Source organism: Neorhodopirellula pilleata (assembly GCF_007859915.1).
Classification (GTDB): domain Bacteria; phylum Planctomycetota; class Planctomycetia; order Pirellulales; family Pirellulaceae; genus Rhodopirellula; species Rhodopirellula pilleata.
In genome coordinates this window covers 170,640-189,245 of sequence record NZ_SJPM01000002.1, presented here as the reverse complement: position 1 = coordinate 189,245, position 18,606 = coordinate 170,640, and the positions used below count along the sequence as shown (strand labels likewise).

Annotated in this window: 12 protein-coding genes; 8 read left to right on the top strand and 4 right to left on the bottom strand. The window is 57.7% G+C overall.

The annotated features are described in order from the left end of the window. Positions 1 to 666: 666 nt before the first annotated feature. On the top strand, positions 667 to 3,714 hold the full coding sequence (locus Pla100_RS05830; RefSeq protein WP_231602765.1) for an AsmA-like C-terminal region-containing protein: 3,048 nt from the start codon (positions 667 to 669) through the stop codon (positions 3,712 to 3,714). Between the two features lie 92 nt (positions 3,715 to 3,806). Here the strand turns inward: Pla100_RS05830 and rtcA are convergent, their stop codons facing one another. Beyond that, on the bottom strand, positions 3,807 to 4,841 hold the full coding sequence (rtcA, locus tag Pla100_RS05825) for an RNA 3'-terminal phosphate cyclase (RefSeq protein ID WP_146576763.1): 1,035 nt from the start codon (positions 4,839 to 4,841) through the stop codon (positions 3,807 to 3,809). Next, on the bottom strand, positions 4,841 to 6,358 hold the full coding sequence (locus tag Pla100_RS05820; RefSeq protein WP_231602764.1) for an RtcB family protein: 1,518 nt from the start codon (positions 6,356 to 6,358) through the stop codon (positions 4,841 to 4,843). The genes rtcA and Pla100_RS05820 overlap by 1 nt, the downstream gene beginning before the upstream one ends. Before the next feature lie 507 nt (positions 6,359 to 6,865). On the opposite strand from Pla100_RS05820, the gene rtcR reads away from it, so the two are divergent. Next, positions 6,866 to 8,503, top strand: a complete 1,638-nt coding sequence (rtcR, locus tag Pla100_RS05815; protein ID WP_146576761.1) for an RNA repair transcriptional activator RtcR — start codon at positions 6,866 to 6,868, stop codon at positions 8,501 to 8,503. Here the strand turns inward: rtcR and Pla100_RS05810 are convergent. After that, positions 8,493 to 9,104 (bottom strand): GNAT family N-acetyltransferase, encoded by a 612-nt coding sequence (locus Pla100_RS05810; RefSeq protein WP_231602763.1) that lies wholly within the window; start codon positions 9,102 to 9,104, stop codon positions 8,493 to 8,495. The two genes, rtcR and Pla100_RS05810, sit on opposite strands and share 11 nt — an antisense overlap. An 84-nt stretch (positions 9,105 to 9,188) precedes the next feature. Between Pla100_RS05810 and Pla100_RS05805 the strand changes: the two genes are divergently transcribed. The 3 genes from Pla100_RS05805 to nagB are packed head-to-tail and all read left to right on the top strand — an operon-like array spanning position 9,189 to position 14,239. Then, positions 9,189 to 10,091: a sugar phosphate nucleotidyltransferase gene (locus Pla100_RS05805; RefSeq protein WP_146576760.1), complete on the top strand. Its 903-nt coding sequence runs from the start codon at positions 9,189 to 9,191 to the stop codon at positions 10,089 to 10,091. A 2-nt stretch (positions 10,092 to 10,093) separates the two neighbouring features. After that, positions 10,094 to 13,459: a UTP--glucose-1-phosphate uridylyltransferase gene (locus Pla100_RS05800; protein WP_146576759.1), complete on the top strand. Its 3,366-nt coding sequence runs from the start codon at positions 10,094 to 10,096 to the stop codon at positions 13,457 to 13,459. An 18-nt stretch (positions 13,460 to 13,477) separates the two neighbouring features. Next, entirely contained in the window at positions 13,478 to 14,239 is a 762-nt protein-coding gene (gene nagB / locus Pla100_RS05795; protein ID WP_146576758.1) for a glucosamine-6-phosphate deaminase, read from the top strand. On the opposite strand, the gene Pla100_RS05790 is transcribed toward nagB, so the two are convergent. Next, positions 14,185 to 15,927, bottom strand: coding sequence for an alkaline phosphatase (locus Pla100_RS05790; RefSeq protein WP_146576757.1), 1,743 nt, complete (start codon positions 15,925 to 15,927; stop codon positions 14,185 to 14,187). The genes nagB and Pla100_RS05790 overlap by 55 nt on opposite strands. A 269-nt stretch (positions 15,928 to 16,196) precedes the next feature. Here Pla100_RS05790 and Pla100_RS05785 point away from each other — a divergent pair, with 269 nt between their 5' ends. The 3 genes from Pla100_RS05785 (at position 16,197) to pyrF (ending at position 18,601) form a co-directional block, all read left to right on the top strand. Further along, the gene (locus Pla100_RS05785) at positions 16,197 to 16,811 is read left to right on the top strand and encodes a hypothetical protein (protein ID WP_197167730.1); all 615 of its coding nucleotides are present in this window, start codon (positions 16,197 to 16,199) and stop codon (positions 16,809 to 16,811) included. A 13-nt stretch (positions 16,812 to 16,824) separates the two neighbouring features. Beyond that, positions 16,825 to 17,361: a response regulator gene (locus Pla100_RS05780; RefSeq protein ID WP_146576756.1), complete on the top strand. Its 537-nt coding sequence runs from the start codon at positions 16,825 to 16,827 to the stop codon at positions 17,359 to 17,361. A gap of 331 nt (positions 17,362 to 17,692) precedes the next feature. Beyond that, complete coding sequence (gene pyrF, locus Pla100_RS05775) at positions 17,693 to 18,601, top strand: orotidine-5'-phosphate decarboxylase (RefSeq protein ID WP_146576755.1); 909 nt, start codon at positions 17,693 to 17,695, stop codon at positions 18,599 to 18,601. Positions 18,602 to 18,606 lie beyond the last annotated feature (5 nt).

Here is an 18,606-nt window from a genome sequence, read left to right as displayed (position 1 = left end):
CTAGATGTACGCGCGCATCACGAATTTTCATTCTGGATATGACAGTACTTTTTATACCCCACAAGTCCTCATGGATTGCTCCCCTGCCAGCTCGTCTGGCAGGAAGCCGAGGTTGGCAAGCTAGACACGAGCCGCAATTCCCCCAACCTTCCGATTTTCATTTGTGCTCGCCGCTTCAAGCGGCGAGCACAAGTGAAAATCGGAAGGTTGGGAGGGCGTCGTTGTCTAGCTTGCGAACCTTGTTCACCCGCGAGACGAGCTCGTGGGGGTCAAAAAAGATGTGGGGTATATACTGCGACATGGGTCCATCCCGCCAACCGTTCCACCGCAATGCGTCGAAGAGTGTCATCACGCAGTTCCTCGAGGAGCACCTGAATCGGTCGCGTCCACCCCAACGACCGGGGCTCTCGATCGGCATGAAAACATTGACGAGCGAGAGTCACCAGTCGCGTCAGACATGACGGATTGTCAAAGGACTGGTTGGTGGTGCGAGATTTGCATCGCCGGATTTTCGTCCAGCGATTTAGGGGCGTTGCTACGGCGGAAGTGATCAATTTCCAAGCTCGCCGGCAAGCTGGTCTGGCGGGCCAGACGAAGGTCTTGGAATAGTACGAAAACTCTTGTGACGCAATGGGTTATTTGACGCGCATCCGATGGATGATCGATATGGCATGGAATCAGAATCTTCGCACATTGGTACGCATCCTGTTGGCTGGCATTTTTTTGTCGGTAAACATGGTCGTCCCCTCCGATGTGTCGGCCCAACCGGATGAACCCGCCGAGAAACCCGAGCGGTATTGGACGACGCGGTGGTCGTTCGACGACGTCGACGTGGGACAACTGGCCGATCGGTTGGGAGCGATCGGGATTGAGACCGGCGTGGATTTGGAGGGAACTGTCTCGGTGCGTTTCAACGTCGGCATCCCATGGACCTCGCTGGGAGACGGAGCCGCCTATCGGTTCGATGGAACATTGACGAGCCCGCGATTGCTCGTCGATGGCGTCGCCGTGAAGGACTTGAGCACTTCGATCAACTATCGCGATGGCGTTGCATCGCTGGAAAAACTCAAAGCGACGGTCTTGGATCGTCGGACGGGAAGCGCGAACCCCATCGGATCGCCGGAAGCGAATGCGGGGGAACTGGTTGCGACCGCGAGCGTTGAACTGGTCCCTCAGGGCGACGTGTCCGCTGACGTGCGGATCGATCAATTGTCGCTCGACTCGCTCAGTGATCTTGTACGCAAGTTCCTACCCGATCAATCCGGGTTCATTCCAACGGCGGGTCAAGTTTCGACCGAGTTCGAAGTGCAGGTTCCGTTGAGCTCGATCAGCGATCTGGCGACCTATCAACTCACCGGTCGTGCGAGCGGACGAGGCGTGGTGCTGGCTGACCTGCCTCCGTCGGACCTGGATGTCGGCCGCGTTCAAATCAGCGACCAAGTGCTCTCAATGACCGAAGTGTCTTTAACGGCGAATGCGGAGGAACAGCCATCACGTTCCATCCGGCTTTTCGGTGATGCGTCGATTCCGCTCAACGGTGTCGGCGAGTTGCAACTCAACCTGTCCGGCGACGACATCCCCACCGGAACCGTCGCGGCCCTACTAATTGAGCCGTCATCTGAAGTTTCCATCATCGAAGGCAAAGTCGATTTCATTTTGACCGGCCGCGGTCAATTCAACGAACAGATACAAGACTCGCGATGGACGCTTGAAGGAATGATCGCGTCACCTCAATTGATGGTGGCAGGTGTAGACCTGGGAACCCTCGAACATCAAGTGAGGTTTACAGAATCGGAATTACGTCTGACGCCAAAACGCAATCCACAGGACCTACCGGACCGGTTTGAGATCGAGCGATTCGAATCGACGTACCAGATCAGCGAACAAGCGATGACGCTATCGAACCTGGACGCACTGATTTTTGGTGGCCGGGTCAGCGGATCGGCGACCGTTCCATTGGAATCGGCAGGGACGGTGAAGGCGGACTTGACCGTCGAGGAATTGCGACCGACCATTCGGATCGGTACGTTCGCGGATCGGCAAGTCGACGTGACGGCGACGTTGTCAGGTGAACTGGATTGGTCCGTGCCGATCGATAAGGCGGCCGAACCATTGGCCCATCGCGGAACGGCCAATCTGCAGGTTGCCGCGATTCAACTCGGCGACGTGAATGTGGGGCAATTGAACGCTGACCTAGATGCCGGACAATCCGAATGGTCGCTGACCGCCGACGGCACCCTGCTCGATGGCAAGGTCCGCGTCGAAACGATCGCGGCGATGGAAGCGGGCGACCTCTGGTCCGATGCGATCAGCCGAATGCGTGACACTAAAGCAACCTTCGATGGGATCGATCTGGAACCACTGTTGTCATGGTTTCTGGGTCAGCGGAGCGACTTGACCGGCAAACTCTCGGGGACCATTGGGGTCCGATCATTCGCGAGCGATTTAGTTGGTTCCGATGATCCGAATGTGAATGCGCCCGCAAGCCACGTTTGGGAATTGCCCGCCATTGAGGTGGATTTGTCGTTAGTGCAACTACGTTATCGATCCCGTTTGCTATCACGGTCGATGAACCTGGAAAGCCGAGTCGATAACGGCATTGTCGAGATCGAATCACTGATGGGTGACTACGCGACGGGGACCGCGCGGGCCGCCGGTCGAGTTCATTTGATCGACCGGCAACAACAGTTTCACCCGCGTGTCGACCTGCGGGCTTCGATCAGCCGCGTGGCGATCGATCGTGGGTTATGGTTCCTGAGCGACTTAGCCGAATCGTATCAGGGACGTGCGTCTGGATCGGTCACCGTCGCAGGTTACGGTGAATCGATTCGCGTGCGTGGCAGTGTTGATGGTCGCGACTTGATTTTCTACGGACTCGGCTTGGGTGATGCTCACAGTGGAATCCAAATGAATGCCAACTTGAGTCGTCGGAGCTGGAGTGTTTTGTTTCCAACGATCCGATCAGGTGTGGGCGGTGGCCAAGTCGATGGAGAGTTAGCACTCTCTTCAACGCGGCGTGGCGGCGCTGGCGTGGACTTGGAAAGTCGTTGGCGGACACGGCGGGTGGATTTTTTCCGACTCAGTACGCAACTGGGAAAAGCGACGACGTTCGCCCAGGGCGAAATTACCGGCGATTTGGTGATCGGCGGAAAATCCATTCGGACGATCGACGACTTGGCCGGGCGTTTTCGATTCCGGCTTGAGGAAACTCGCGGTGCGGCGGTCCCCGGTTTGATCGGCATCTCGCGGTTGCTTGGGCCGGTCTCCTTAACCAACCAAACCTTTCACGAGGGCGAAGCCAACGGCATCATCGGTCGCGGCGCAGTCGTGATGGATGAGTTCTGGATGGCATCGCAAGATGTCTTGATCCGGGCCGACGGCAAGGTGTTCTTGCGAAGTGGTCGGATGGACATGGAGGCATTGATCGCAACGGGAAACTACCAAGACGTGGCAGCTGAGTTCGCCGAACTGGCTGCGCAATACGCTCTACGTGCCCTTCTACCCGCATCAGCCATCTTGGACGTTTCAGAATTACTGTGCGATCGAACATTGGTCGTTTCAATCCTAGGAACCACAGCGAATCCGATCGTGCGTTTGTTACCGGTGGAAACGTTTCGTGAAGAAGCCGCACGTTTCTTGCTTCGCGAAGGTCAACGCGTGATTCTCGCCGGCGTCTCTACCGGAACCGTCGGCGGTGTGCTCGGCGATCAGTAAGAGTTTGAAACCCGTCGATCAATCCTTCGCATTGCGCCGTCGAGTTGCCCTCTGACACACAAGTCGCAATTGATTAACGGGCACTTCACCGATCAAGCCGGCGAAATGGCGACGCGGACCGAGCCGTTTTCTTTCTCGAATGTTTGAATGTCCAGATCCAGAAAACGTTGCAGAACGGTGATGTGGGTTTGGCTGTGCAACGACAACGGCCCGGTCACGAATTCGCTCGCATGCCCGGACCGGGCGGCTAGGCCCATCGGCAACAGCAGTTGATCGGCGAGGTATTCTCCGACGGGGGCTTCGCCGGTGAGGTACTGGCGTGCCTGTCGAAGCGTCGTGCGGGCGACGTGTTCGGCTTTCACGCCGACTTTCCCGAACCCGATGAACAGTTCGGTGAACGAATCAAATCCGAGTTCGATCATCACGACGTTCCCAGGTCCACCGGATGGTTGCGCGTCGATGACTTGGCACGCCGAACCGTCCCAACCCATTTTTCGAGCGATCACGTCGCACTCCCGCTCGCCGACCGATAGCGGGACTTTGGCCACCAACGCGATCACCCGTCCCCGCATTTCTCCGGTGCGGTGAACCAGTCTCAAGCCGCTCAGGACCGGTGTCGGTTCGACGTGCATCACGATCCGTCCGCCGCCGGCCGGATAGAATCCGTAAGCGTCGAGTTGTACGGAAGCCTTCGCGCCCATTTGCTCGAGCAGCGGGAGATAGCATCGCTTGAAGAAATCCAAGGGCGGTGCCCACGCCGCGTGCGTGCCGCCGCCGATCGTGACCGTCGAGGGACGTTCCGCCATCATCAGCGCCGGCAGGATCGTTTGGGCGACCAACACCGCGCTGCCGGCCGAACCGACGTCGAAGCGGAAATCACCACCGACGAGCGAGCCCGGACGCATCGTCAGTTCGTTCGAACCGAGTTCGTCGCCGGTCGTTTCGCCTTGGCAAATTTGGGTGATCGCCCGAACGCCGGCGAGGTGTTGCCGCAGCAAGCCCGGCTTGCTGCGGCCCCCACGGATGTTCGTCAAGCGAATTTCTTGGCCGGTGACCGCGGCGAGGGCGAGCGAAGAGCGAACGATTTGCCCGCCACCCTCGCCCTCGCTTCCGTTGATTTCAATCATTAATCGTCCGCCTTACTGGCGTCCTTGATGACAAAGCGAGCCTTCAAACGAGCCACTTCACTGGCCAAACCCGCCGACTTGACCGACCGCAGGACTTCGTTGAAATCCTTGTACGCCGCCGGTGCTTCGTCGATCGGGTATTGACGACAATTGCTGAGGATATCGTTGGATTCGAACTCGCTGTCGATCGTCGCTTGATCCAACACCCGCTTGGCGTGACGCCGACCGAGGACCCGGCCGGCACCGTGGTTGACGCTGTAGCACGACGCCGCCGCACCGGGCTGCGCCACCATCACCGCCGATCCATCACGCGGGTTACCCGGCAACAAAATCGGATGCCCGGTCTTCGCGAACGGGGTTTCGGCGAGCGAATGATGGCCCGCCGGCATCGCCCGCGTCGCGCCTTTGCGATGAACCCAAGCGGGTCGATTGTCCACGATTTCCTTTCGCGCGATGTTGTGACTGATGAAGTACACGAGGTTTCCTTTCGTTCCCGGAATCACTTCTTGGAACGCTTCCAATACGAGAGCATTGATGAGCAAATGGTTCACGGTCGCGAAGTTCGCTCCGAGCGCCATGTCGTCGAGGTAGTCGTTCGCTTCGTCGGTCCCCAACGGCGCGTAGACGAGTTGTCGGTCACCGGCGGGCAGCGGGATTCCCCATCGATCGAACTTGGATTGCAGGGTGCTGAATTGCCCCGAGGCAAGATTGTGACCAAAACCGCGCGATCCGCAGTGTGACAGGAAAGCGACTTTCCCGTCTTGCAAACCGAACGCGTCACCGCACCGGCGTGCTTGGTCGTCATCAGCCAGTTCGACGACTTCGCATTCGCCGAAGTGGTTCCCTCCTCCGTACGAGCCGAGCTGTTGCATCTTGTCGCTGAAGTTGCTCATGTCTCGTCGTTGAAGCAACGTTTCCAGTCGCGACTCGAGTGCGCCGGCGGTATCGTCATGTCCGAGGTGAAACGAGTCTTCGCATCGCATCGCCCAACCGGTTGGAATCCCCAACGCGCGGCAGACGTCGGCGCTGGCACCTTCGACGACGAGTTGTTTCCCGAGGGAGCGGTTGACGTGTCGGGCTTTCGTGACGCTGCGTTGCCCTTTGCCCGCCCCGGTCGGCGTTCGTTGGCAGATCGCCGAGATGAGCGCGCGGCGGACCTTGCGATCGTCGACCGCTTCGGTGGGCAGGTCCAATTGCAACAGACTCATCGAACATTTGATGTCCACGCCGACGGGGCCCGGGTAAATATGCGTCGGCGAAACCATCACGCAGCCCACCGGGGCTCCGTAACCGCAATGCGCATCAGGATTCAAAACGAGATCGGTCACGCCGGGGGCGAGTCGCGAGTTGACGGCTTGCTGCAAGCACAGGTCGTCGAACGTATCGCGAATCGACTCGGTCCCGAACACCCGGATCGGCGGCGTCGTTTCGGTCGGCAGCAGTGCGGTCGCCTCGCCGGTCGCGATCATGCCGGGACCGGTGTAAGAGGTGCGAGATTCAGCGTGGGATCGGTTCATGGTCGTCGGCGACATGGGGGGCTCACGAAAAAGAGAAATGGTATCGTTGTTTTGGCCAGGGGAATGCACGAGGTGTGCCGAACTGGGAAAGATCGCCGTAAGTGAATGCTCACGAATAACTTACGAATTCCTAGATAGTTTCCGACGCCAGCGACGACTTATCTCATGGTATAGTTATCTATCCCCGGGTATCGTTTTAAAGTAGGCTGGGTGGAGGAGGCTTTGCGACGAACACCCGGCAGTGAAGAGTGAAGAGTGAAGAGTGAAGAGTGAAGAGTGAAGAGTGAAGAGATCGGTCGGATTGGATTGGACTGGTCTGACTGATCGGTCCGGTCTTGAACAGCTAACAGCCTGCCGGGTCTCCGCTATCGCTGCGACCCAGCCTACGTAGGATGAAAGCGAGTTTAGGTTTAAGTTGAAGTTTAAGTTGAAGTTTAGCCAACTGCTTTTTGCCAACCGCCAATAGCCAATAGCCAATAGCCAATAGCCAATAGCCAACCGCCAATAATGTCAAAACGTTGTGTTGTGATCGGATTGTTGGGCGTTCAATTGGACCAGCCTCGGCGGGCTCGGGATCGATGGGCGGCTTGGCGTCCGTCGGTGGCGATCTGCCAACAAGACGATCTGGTCGTCGATCGATTTGAACTCTTGGTGGATCGTCGCTACACCAAACTTGCCGATCAGGTTGTTGTGGATATTCAAACCGTTTCACCGGAGACGGACATTCGGATTCATTGGATCGAATTGCAGGATCCTTGGGATTTTCAAGAGGTTTATACTTCGCTGCACCAGTTCACCCGCGACTACACGTTCGACACCGACTCGGAAGACTATTTGATCCACATCACGACCGGCACGCACGTCGCGCAAATTTGCTTGTTCTTGTTGACCGAATCGCGTTATTTGCCTGGGCGGTTGATCCAAACTTCGCCGCCGGCGGGCCGTGGTCGATCGTTGCCGATGGAAGCCGCAGCGGTTCAGGGAACGTATCAAATCATCGATTTGGACTTGGCACGTTACGACGAATTGGCGAAGCGTTTTCATCAAGAACAAGACGAAGCCCGCTCGATCCTCAAACGCGGCATCGCGACGAAGGACGCCGACTTCAACCGATTGATCGATCGCATTGAAAGGGTCACGCTATCCACCACGGCCCCGATTTTGTTGACCGGACCGACGGGGGCGGGCAAGACCCAACTTGCCAAACGTGTTTACGAATTGAAACACAACCGCCGTCAAATCGTCGGTCCGTTGGTGGAGGTTAACTGCGCGACGATCCGCGGCGAGCAAGCGATGTCGACACTGTTCGGCCACACCAAAGGAGCGTTCACCGGTGCGGTGGGAGTACGCAAAGGCCTGCTGAAATCTGCCGACTCGGGCATGTTGTTTCTCGACGAGATTGGCGAGCTTGGACTCGACGAACAGGCCATGTTATTGCGTGCGATCGAAGACAAGCACTTCACTCCGGTCGGTTCGGATGTTGGCGTTCGGAGCGATTTTCAATTGATCGCCGGATCGAATCGTGATTTGGTCGCGGAAGTCCAAGCGGGTCGATTCCGCGAAGACCTGCTGGCCCGCATCAACCTGTGGTCGTTCCGCTTGCCCGGCCTTGCCGAGCGGCGTTCGGACATCGATCCGAATTTGGATTTTGAACTTCAGCAATGGAGCCGGCAAAGCGGCCACCAAGTCACGATTAGTCGCGAAGCTCGGTCGGCGTTTTTAGATTTTGCGATGGCCGATTCGACGCCATGGAAAGCCAATTTTCGCGATCTCAATGCCGCCGTGATCCGCATGGGAACCTTGGCCGACGGCGGACGAATCACGTTGGCGGTCGTGGGCGAAGAGATCGGACGATTGCGTGATTCGTGGCAAGGTTTGGCGACGGACGCCGACGACGACTCAACCGAGAACGATCTCGCAAACGTCCTCGGCACCGAACGCGCCGCATCGCTCGATCGGTTCGATCAAGTTCAGCTTGTCGAGGTGATCCGAGTGTGCCGGCGAAGCCGAACAATGTCCGAAGCCGGTCGGCTCCTGTTTGCTCAATCGCGACAAGCGAAAGCCAAGCCGAACGACGCCGACCGGTTGCGAAAATACCTGGGTCGGTTCGGTTTAAGTTGGGACGATGTGAACGTTACGAAATGACTTTGGTCATCAATTGATGTGGTAGAGAAATTCTCTCGAACGGCTCGCCGACCGGTTCGTAACCTTGTTTTTGATAGAACGCCACGGCCGTCGCCCGGGCTTCGAGTTCCACTTCGGCGAACCCGTGGCTTGCCAGATCGGCTTCGCACTGTTGGAGTAAACGGGCCCCGATTCCTTTACCTTGCGATTCCGGTTGAACCGCCATTTGTCGCAATTGAACGCGCCGGGAGTCTTTGGGCCGGGCGACCACGATGGCGAGGATCGCGTCGTCGTCATCGAACATCGCAAAATGTCGCTGGCCGAATTCGCCGTCGAGTTCTTCGGGGGTCAATTTCAGCCCCAACGGTTCACGCAAGACGCGATGCCGCAACTCGAGAGAGGCTTGGTACTGCGGTGTGCACCATTCAATTTCGCTGAATTTCAAACCGGTTTCCGCCCGACTGATTGAAGGTTGATGGAGATCACAGATTAGCAAAAAGTCGGACGTGGTGGTGGGCTTCATCAAACCTTCGTAATCGCCAGGTCGGCTTGCTGAGCCCGTGTGATCGTCAAAAACGGCACTTCCGGCATTCTGGGTCGCCGGTCGTTGGTCAGTTTCCATTGCTGGACTATTCTGAAACCCCCGCAGCCGGAACGATCGCGGGGGTTTTGTTTTCCAGCTCATTCGCAACCGCTGACCAGATTCATGCAAGTTCTCAAAGCCGTCATCACGGCCGCCGCCCCGAACCAGAACACGCTGCCGCTGCAACGACTCGTCGACCGCAACGGCGAGGAAAAGACTGCTCTGCAATTGATCGTCGAGGAGACCTTATCGGCGGGGATCGAAGAGATCGGCGTGGTGATCCAACCGGGCGACGAAGCCAACTATCGGGCCGCGGCGGGCAGTTCGATCGGGGCGATCCGATTTCTGCACCAAGAACGACCGCTCGGTTACGCCGACGCGTTGCTCAAGGCGGAGTCGTTCTGCGGCGACGACGCATTCCTGCATCTCGTCGGGGACCATTTGTATTTGTCCGCCGCGTCGACGAGTTGTGCCTCGCAATTGGTGGCCGTTGCGAAGCAACATGAGTGTCCTGTTTCGGCCGTCCAATCGACTCGCGAACATCGCTTGCCTTATTTCGGGATCGTCGGCGGCACCAGCGTTCCGCGACATGACGGCTTGTACGAAATTCGAACCGTCGTCGAGAAACCGACGCCCACACTGGCCGAACAAGAACTGATCACGCCGGGCCTTCGCAGTGGCTATTACCTGGGTTACTTCGGCATGCACGTGATGACGCCGGTCATGTGGGCATGCATGCACGACACGATGCGAGACCCAAGTTTGGAACGACCGTCGCTGTCCGACGCGGCCAATCAATTGCCTCAACGTGGGAAGTACCTTGCCTTTCAAGTTCGAGGCAAGCGATTCAACATCGGTTTCCAGTACGGCGTCCTCATCGCTCAACTCGCGATCGGCTTGTCCGGTCGTGACCGCGACTTCCTGTTGACCGAGTTGGTTGAATTGCTCGCGACGCGACCCGATCTATCGCAAGAAATCTCGGGCGATCATGACCCGGCCGACATTGCTGCGTCGGGAGGAATCTGATCATGACGGCAACTCTTTCACCCAATGCATTGATTGAAACGATTCGATCCGACGACGGACCGACGCGTGACCGTTCGCTCGAGTCGCTATGCCAGGACGCTTCGCTGGACGAATTGCTTGGTCACATCGTCGCACTCGACGCATTTCGACGTCACGAAACCAACCTTTACCGGCGCGTCCGCGCGTTGTTCTTTCTTTCATCAATTTACCGATATCATCTGCCACCCCGGTTGGACGCGACCATCGCCGGCAGCATCCCGTTTGACGGCTATGAACATTTGCTCGGCCGCCGTTTTCAGGAAGCCATCGATGCGTTTTTGAAAACACAATCGGTGACCGGTCCGACCGATTCGTTAGCGAGCGCGTTGGCTCAAGCGTATCACGAACTTGGTTTTCAAACGCTCGCCGATCAGGTTCGCCACAGCGTCCGGACGGTTCGCGGGAACCAATGGATGTTTCGTCTTGGGCACGTGGCCGAACATCCGCTGCGGTTGCGTCGCGAATTGCTTGACGGCGATGCGTCGCGATTGCGGTATCCGGTTTTGCGAGAAACGACGGCGGTCCGGATGGACGTTTCGCACAGCGCGTGGAGTGATATCTTTTTTCTCGGGATGGATTTCCCTCAAGGAGCCCGGGTCGTCAACGTGTCGGTCGACTTGGCCGTACGCGGCCGAGACGATGAGGTTCGACCGCCGATCGAAACGTATCTGCGCGTGATCGATCGACCCGTGTTCCGCTTGGTCAGCGTTGACTTGGGTGCGTCGACCGAGGTGACCTCCGTCGCCGAGATGTTTGATTTCGCGAGGGATTATTTGGGGCTGCTCAAAGCGGCCGTGATCGCGTCGGGCGTCGTCCCACCGGGGTTGGAAGGTTGCGGTTCGTCGATGGAAGCTTTGCTCGAACGCATCGTCGGTCGTGGCAAAGGTTTAGAACTCGTTAGCAAGATCAACGACATTCCCAAAGGATCACGGTTGGCCGTTTCGACCAATTTGCTCGGTTCGCTCATCAGCAACTTGATGCGGGCGACGGGCCAGATTCGATCGCTCGAAGGCCCGTTAACCGAGCCGGACCGTCGGCTCGTCGCCGCCCGCGCGATCTTGGGCGAATGGATCGGCGGCAGTGGCGGCGGATGGCAGGATTCCGGTGGGGTGTGGCCCGGCATCAAGCTGATTTGCGGTCAAGAGGCGGGCCCCGGCGATCCTGAATACGGCGTCAGTCGCGGGCGACTGATGCCCGATCATGAAATCTTGGGCTCGGATCGCGTCAGCCCTGAAGCGAGGCAGCGTTTGCAAGAATCGCTCGTGTTGGTTCACGGCGGCATGGCGCAAAACGTCGGCCCGATTTTAGAGATGGTGACGGAGCACTACTTGGTGCGCGGTGACGCGCAGTGGACGGCACGTCAAGAGGCCATGTCGATTTACGACGAGGTCGTCGAGGCGTTATGTGCCGGCGACATTCGACGTCTCGGTTCGTTAACGACGCGAAACTTCGAAGGCCCATTGCAAACGATCATTCCGTGGGCGACCAACCGTTTCACCGACCGCATGATCCAAGCGTGCCGCGAACAATTTGGCGAACAGTTTTGGGGTTTCTGGATGCTCGGTGGCATGTCCGGTGGCGGCATGGGTTTTATCTTTGATCCGACGATCAAGCAAACCGCTCAGGATTGGTTGGCAACCACGCTCGTGGACGTCAAGCGAGATTTGGAAACGGCATTGCCGTTCGCGATGGATCCGGTGGTTTATGATTTTTCGATCAATGACAACGGCACATCGGCGGAATTGTTGACCGCGAGTCGGGCCAAGTTGCCACAAAAGTATTACGCATTGATGTTGCCGCAGTGGCTCCGCACACCGCTGCGAGACTTGTCACCGCAAACACGCGATGAACTCGCCCGGATCGCCGAGCGTTGTGGTGACCCGAACGAACCGGACACCGACGCGGCGGTGTTGCTCCGCAGCGTCTTGCCGACGGTCGGCGATGGGAATGATCGAGGCGACGATGAATCGACCGCCGATTCATCATCGCTGGCGAATATCCTTCGCGACAACGGATTCGACCGCAGTCAACACGAGCAGGTCCGCGACAACATGCGATCGGGCCGGTTCGGACTCGCATCGAATCGATTGGCGAGCGATTTGAAAATCACCGATGTAACCGAGCATCACGTCGTCGACACGCGAGGCGGAATCGATTCGAAGTTCGCGGACCTAGGACGTCAAGCGATCGCCGAGGGGCAAGTCGCGGTCGTCACGTTAGCCGCCGGCGTCGGAAGTCGTTGGACGCAAGGGGCGGGCGTTTGCAAAGCGTTGCACCCGTTTCATCGATTCGCGGGACGTCATCGCAGTTTTCTTGAGATCCATTTGGACAAGAACCGTGCGATCACTCGCCGTTGCGGGGGCGTGATTCCGCATGTCGTCACCACGAGTTGGATGACCGATGCCGCGATCCGCGATTGCCTTCAAGCAAATCAGAATTACGGCCACGAAGGGCCGTTGCATCTTTCGAGCGGGCGCAGCGTCGGGTTGCGGATGGTGCCGATGGTTCGCGACCTGCAGTTCCTATGGGAAGAGACGCCTCAACAAGTTCTCGATCAACAACAACAAAAGATGCGTGAGAGCGGCCGGTCGGCGATCGCGAACTGGGCCCGAACGGTCGGCGAAGGCAGCGATTACACCGACAACGTGCCGAGCCAATGTGTTCATCCGGTCGGGCACTGGTACGAGGTTCCCAATTTATTTCGCAACGGCGTGCTGTCGCGATTGCTGAGTGACCAACCGTCGCTCAAACACCTGATGCTGCACAATATCGATACGTTGGGTGCGAACGTCGATCCGGCTTTGTTCGGTTTGCATCTCGATTCGGGTGCGACGTTAAGCTTCGAAGTCATCCCGCGTCGTTTGGAAGATCGCGGCGGCGGTTTGGCATTGGTATCAGGGCGACCGAGATTGGTCGAGGGTTTGGCGATGCCCAACGAGCGTGCTGAGTTCGGATTGCGGTTTTACAATTCGAACACGACTTGGATCGAAATCGATGGCTTGCTCGCGGCGTTCGGATTGGATCGCGATTCGTTGAACGATCCGATTGCGGTCGATGTGGCGGTTCGTGAAATGGCAGCCCGTTTACCGACGTACATCACGCTCAAAGAAGTCAAGAAACGCTGGGGTCATGCTCAAGAAGATGTCTTCCCGGTCGCTCAGTTCGAGAAGCTCTGGGGCGACATGACGACGCTCACCGACGTGGATTCGCGTTTCATCGTCACGCCGATGCGACGAGGGCAACAACTCAAGGAACCCTCGCAACTCGACGGGTGGAACCGCGATGGTGGTTCGGATTATGTTAATGCCTTGTGTGATTGGAAAGACTGACCAACAGCAAGGCGATCGATGGCCATTTTGTATACCGTATTGGAAGACCATGAATCGGCCAGCCGGCACGTGGCGGGGTTGTTGGTTGAGACGATCAATCGGCATTCGCCCGATACGTCGGGGCTCTGTACGTTGGGGCTTGCCACGGGCAGCACACCGTTGTCGGTTTACGAGAACTTATGTCGTCGCTATCAATCCGGTGAAGTGAGTTTTCAAGGCATCACGACCTTCAATCTCGACGAGTATGTCGGGCTGCCGCCGGAGCATCCTCAATCTTATCTCGCGTACATGCGAACGAACCTGTTCGATCACGTTGATTTGGATCGATCCAAGACTCATCTTCCGGCCGCACACCAGATCGATGACAGCCATTCGGCGGAAGCCATCAGTAGGCGATACGAAAGTGAAATCGAAAACGCCGGCGGCATCGATTGGCAATTGCTCGGCATCGGCGTCAACGGCCACATCGGGTTCAACGAACCTGGTGCAACGATCGACAGCCCGACTCGACTGGTCGACTTGGCCGCCAGCACGATCGAGGCCAATTCGCGATTCTTTGAGTCGACCGATCAAGTTCCCAAACAGGCGATCACGATGGGGATCGGTACCATCTTAAAGGCTCGCAAGATTGTGTTGTTGGCCACCGGGGCGGCGAAAGCGGAGGCGGTCGCCGCCGCGATCAACGGGCCGGTGACGAGCGACAACCCGGCCTCATTCCTGCAAACTCACTCGGACGTTTTGTTTGTCTTGGATCGCGAAGCGGCGTCGGCAATCGCTTGAGGTTGTTGCAGATGCAAGTAGTGACCATGGTCGCTGGTCACGAACACGGCGGTATCGCCCCATGCGTCGTTGGCTTCGACCCAATCGACCACCGTTTGGAAGGCCGCTTCGCCGCTGAACACCGCACCGATGCTGTTGTCGATGTTGTTGGCGTGATTGGCCCAGTCGACGTCGCCGCATTCGATCAACAACCAAAACGGGTTGCCCGATGGTTCGGTGGTTTCGGATTTGGTACTTGATAAGACGTCCAACGCGGCAGCGGTCATGTCCGCGAGCGTTGGGTTTTCAGCGATGTCCGCGTTGTTGTAACGTTCGGTTCCCTTAACGTCGAAGGTGGGACGATAGTCGCCGTCGGCGGTTTGAAACGGCAGGTGCCCGCCTTGAGTTCCGAAATAGCCGAGCAACCGTTTATTCGATTCGATGGCGGTTCGGGCGGCGGCCGACAACACGTCATTACCGTCGCGTCCGGCGGTCCTCTCGGCGACGACGTAATCTTCGCCACGCTTGATCGCTTCCATGTCTGACTCGTGGAAGTAAGTGTTGCCCGGCATGAAATTGTCACCTTGGGTTGCATCCTTGCCGGAACCTTCGCCCCACCCGCCGCCGATCAACACGTCCAAACCAGGCAAGGGTTCACGACGATGCGATGATGAGGGCAAACCGACCATGTCGCGGGCGATGTCTTGGTAATCTTTACGAGTGACGTTGTTCGCGTACGCGGCGGCGGGGGTCGCGTGACTGACCGGGACGCTGGTCACGACACCGACGCGGTAGCCTTCGTCTTGTAGCTTGCGAGCGATCGGGATCGCGTGGGTCCCATCGGGAAGCATGTTGATCGAGCCGTTGTAAGTTTTCACGCCGGACAACAACGACGTCGCCGACGAAGCCGAATCGGTGACCTCATGTGGTTGTTCGCGATCGCGACCGATCGGATAAGCGCTGCGGGGCGATTCATGCCAAGGCATCGGTCCGGCGAGTTCCGCATCAAAGCCGCCGTCGACTTTTTGCCCACTACTGAAGACGGTTTGTGCGTTGATATCGTACTTCGCACCACCGGCAGTCGGCGTCGTGACCAAGTAGGCGAAGTCGCTGGTTGCGCCTCGATAGTCTTGGAAAGCTAAGCCTTGCCCACGGCCGCTGTCATACCGATCCGCTTGATTGCGATAAATCGCTGCGGCGCGAGTCGTTTGCCAATCCATGCCGTCGAAGATCATCGTGATGATGTACTTCTTGCCGTTTTGCGTCGCGAGACGCTGTAGGTGATAAACGTCGATCTGGTCGTGATAGATCGCGGTCGGATTGACCGTGTTGGCGGGGACGGAACCGAACGCATCTTCGAGTCGCGCCGGGTCGCTGTAGAGGCTACCTTCGGCTCGCAGTGAATCCAGGGTGACCCCGAACGTGTAGAGCGGAACAACGCGATTGCTGTGGTTGGTCCACGAGCTGTACTTATTGGGAAGATTGCCCCAAAAACCCCAATCGGCCGATCGTTCCCGCATCGCATCGGATTGCATCTGCCGCAGCGGATCGTTAGACGAGTCCGGATCGACAGCAAGGTTGTCCTTCACCGCGTCGAGTGCCTTCGTCAATAGTCCGGGTTCTTGAGCGATCACAGAGAACGCGGCGAACGGATATGCCGTCAAGAGCATGACAATAAAAACGCTAATTCGGAACCGGAATGGTGACATGAAGAATTCAATGGGTTGTGTGCCAAGAATGTGGGGACAAATCGCTCCGCCGGCTAATTACGGCCGAGCGTTTGAGTCAGGAAGGTTAGTCAAAAAAGGCGATTTGCGGTAGCTTCCCCGCCGATTATGGGGGCGATCGGTGCCGCAGTTCGGCTCGATGGCGGTCAAAATCTCAACGAAATGAAGAATTTGCTTGACGACGTGATCGAGCGGCCTTAGGTTCAGAGGTTCTTCTCTTGTACGGAACCCTTGCATGGAGGATTGCCACAATGGCTACCGTCGCCCCGATTGCTTCGTCCACAAACCGTGCTACTTCAGCACAAAACGGTTCGTCGAGCGGTTCCCCGCAAACCGTTTGGTTGGTCAACGCCGCGTTCCTTCAGGAGATCAAGGATTCGAATCCTCATCTCTGGCACGAGTTCCACCGGCTGCGAACGTTAAGCCAATTGGAACAGCCCGATTGCGAAACGCCGCAACAGGCGATCAAAGGTTTGGCCCAGTGCCTTGACGGGATTCGTGATCTGCTCGCCTTGCAGTTCACGCTGGAAGAGTCCTACGGATTGATTGCCACGCCGCTCACTCCGTCGCCCTACGGTCAACCGAGTCCCGAGGCAATGAGACGGCAGGAAGTGATCGACGAACGGCAAATGATGGTCCGCCATGTGATCGACCAACATCGTTGTCTGTATTTGCAAATAGTTGACTTGGTGGAACAGGCCGAGGAATTACAATACAGAGGTTGCGATTCGAATTGTTTGCGGTTGTTTGCGGAAAAGGTCGAACGGTTTTCGTGCGATTTCACCGCCCACGAGCGACTCGAAGGGGAACTGATTCGCCTGCACGGTTCGCATTCCACGCTTCCCGCTTCCGCTGACCATTCCTAAGGAGATTGCCGCCATGCTGGGTGATTCACGAACCAAGCCGATGGAGATCCTGCTCGTCGAAGACGGGTTGGTCGACGCTCGGATCACGATCCACGCGTTGCGACGTAGCGGCGTGCATCATCGCTTGACTTTGGTGCGGACGGTTCACGAAGCGATCTTGTTCATGAAACGCACCGGGATTTTTTCTCGTGCCCCGCGATTGGATCTGCTCCTGCTGGACATGCTCTTGCCCGATGGCACGGGACTCGATGTGCTCGAAGAGATGCGAGAGATTCAACCCGAAGCCGGACGCATCACGACGGTCGTGTTGACGGCCTTGGAAGACGACACGTACCGCAAACGCTGTGACGAACTGGGTGTTTATGATTACATCCAAAAGCCGGTCAGCGAAGAAGAATTCCTGCGAGTCGTCCGCGATCACAAAAAGCTGATGATTCACTTACAACAGGCCGCCGTGGCTTCAGCCCCCGACGGGCACGAAGGGAACTCAGCGATCAACGCGCCGCACTTTAATACGGCGGCCCATCATTCCGCTCAGTCATCGACTTGACGGTTTGTAGCGGCGTTTTGATTTAATTAGCCGTACCGCGTTAGCGGGCTGTTGATTTAATCGTTTAACGGCAAGCCGCAGGCGACAGAGCTTGAGAACGCAGACGCCTGCGTCTTGCCGTTAAACGAAAACGCCCAATCGTGCACTAAATCAACAGCCCGCTACCGGCGGTTCCCGCGACCGTTAACCGGGGCTAACGCCCTTCGGCTAATCGTAGCATTGCTGAATTCGGCTAAATCAACACGCCGGTGGGGGACGGGTTGTCAGGAGACGGTTTGTCGGGCAAGTTGCGGGAAAGTTCGTTCCCGCTTCTCCCACCGTATTCACTTCCATGACGTTCGCCACTCGTCTCAATCAAGCCATCGCCCGCACCGGATCGGTCACCTGCGTCGGGCTCGATCCCCGTCAGGCGTCACTCCCCGCGCCGATCCGCGATGCGGTTTCGAGCAACCATCCTGAGGCTTGGGCTGCCGCCTACACACAATTTTGCTGTGAAATCATCGACGTCGTTCGCGACCTCGTGCCGTGCGTCAAGCCGCAAGCGGCGTTCTTTGAGCAGCTCGGTCCGGCCGGCATGGTTTCGCTCGGACAAGTTATCGCGCACGCGGCCGAGTCGGGATTAATCGTCGTGACCGACGGAAAACGCAATGACATCGGCACCACGGCGACGGCTTACGCGGACGCCTATTTGGGCAGTCCCGAGCATCCGAGTCCCTGGCGGAGCGATTCCTTGACCGTTAGCCCGTATTTGGGGCGAGACAGCATCGAGCCGTTTGTGGACGCTTGTGACGAGCGAGGGGGCGGGATCTTTGTGCTCGTCAAGACGTCCAATCCCGGCGGCGGATTTCTGCAGGATTTAGAAGCGAACGAGAAGACGATTTACGGCCATGTTGCGGACTTGATCACGCAGCTCAATGCGACGCGGCTTGACGGGGATGGCTATGGCCCGATCGGCGCCGTCGTCGGAGCTACCTATCCGGAACAACTCGCCGAACTGCGGGCGGCGATGCCTCACAGCATCCTGCTCGTTCCCGGTTTCGGTGCCCAAGGCGGGACGGCCGAAGATGTCAAAGCTGCAATGGACTCACAGGGCCGCGGCGCGATCGTCAACAGTTCCCGCGGGATCATTTTCGCGCACGCCCGACCTGATTTGGCCCAAAAGTACGGCGATGCGAAATGGCACGACGCCGTTCGGGCCGCGACGATCGAGATGAACGAACAACTCAAGTTCGTTGGCTGAATCCC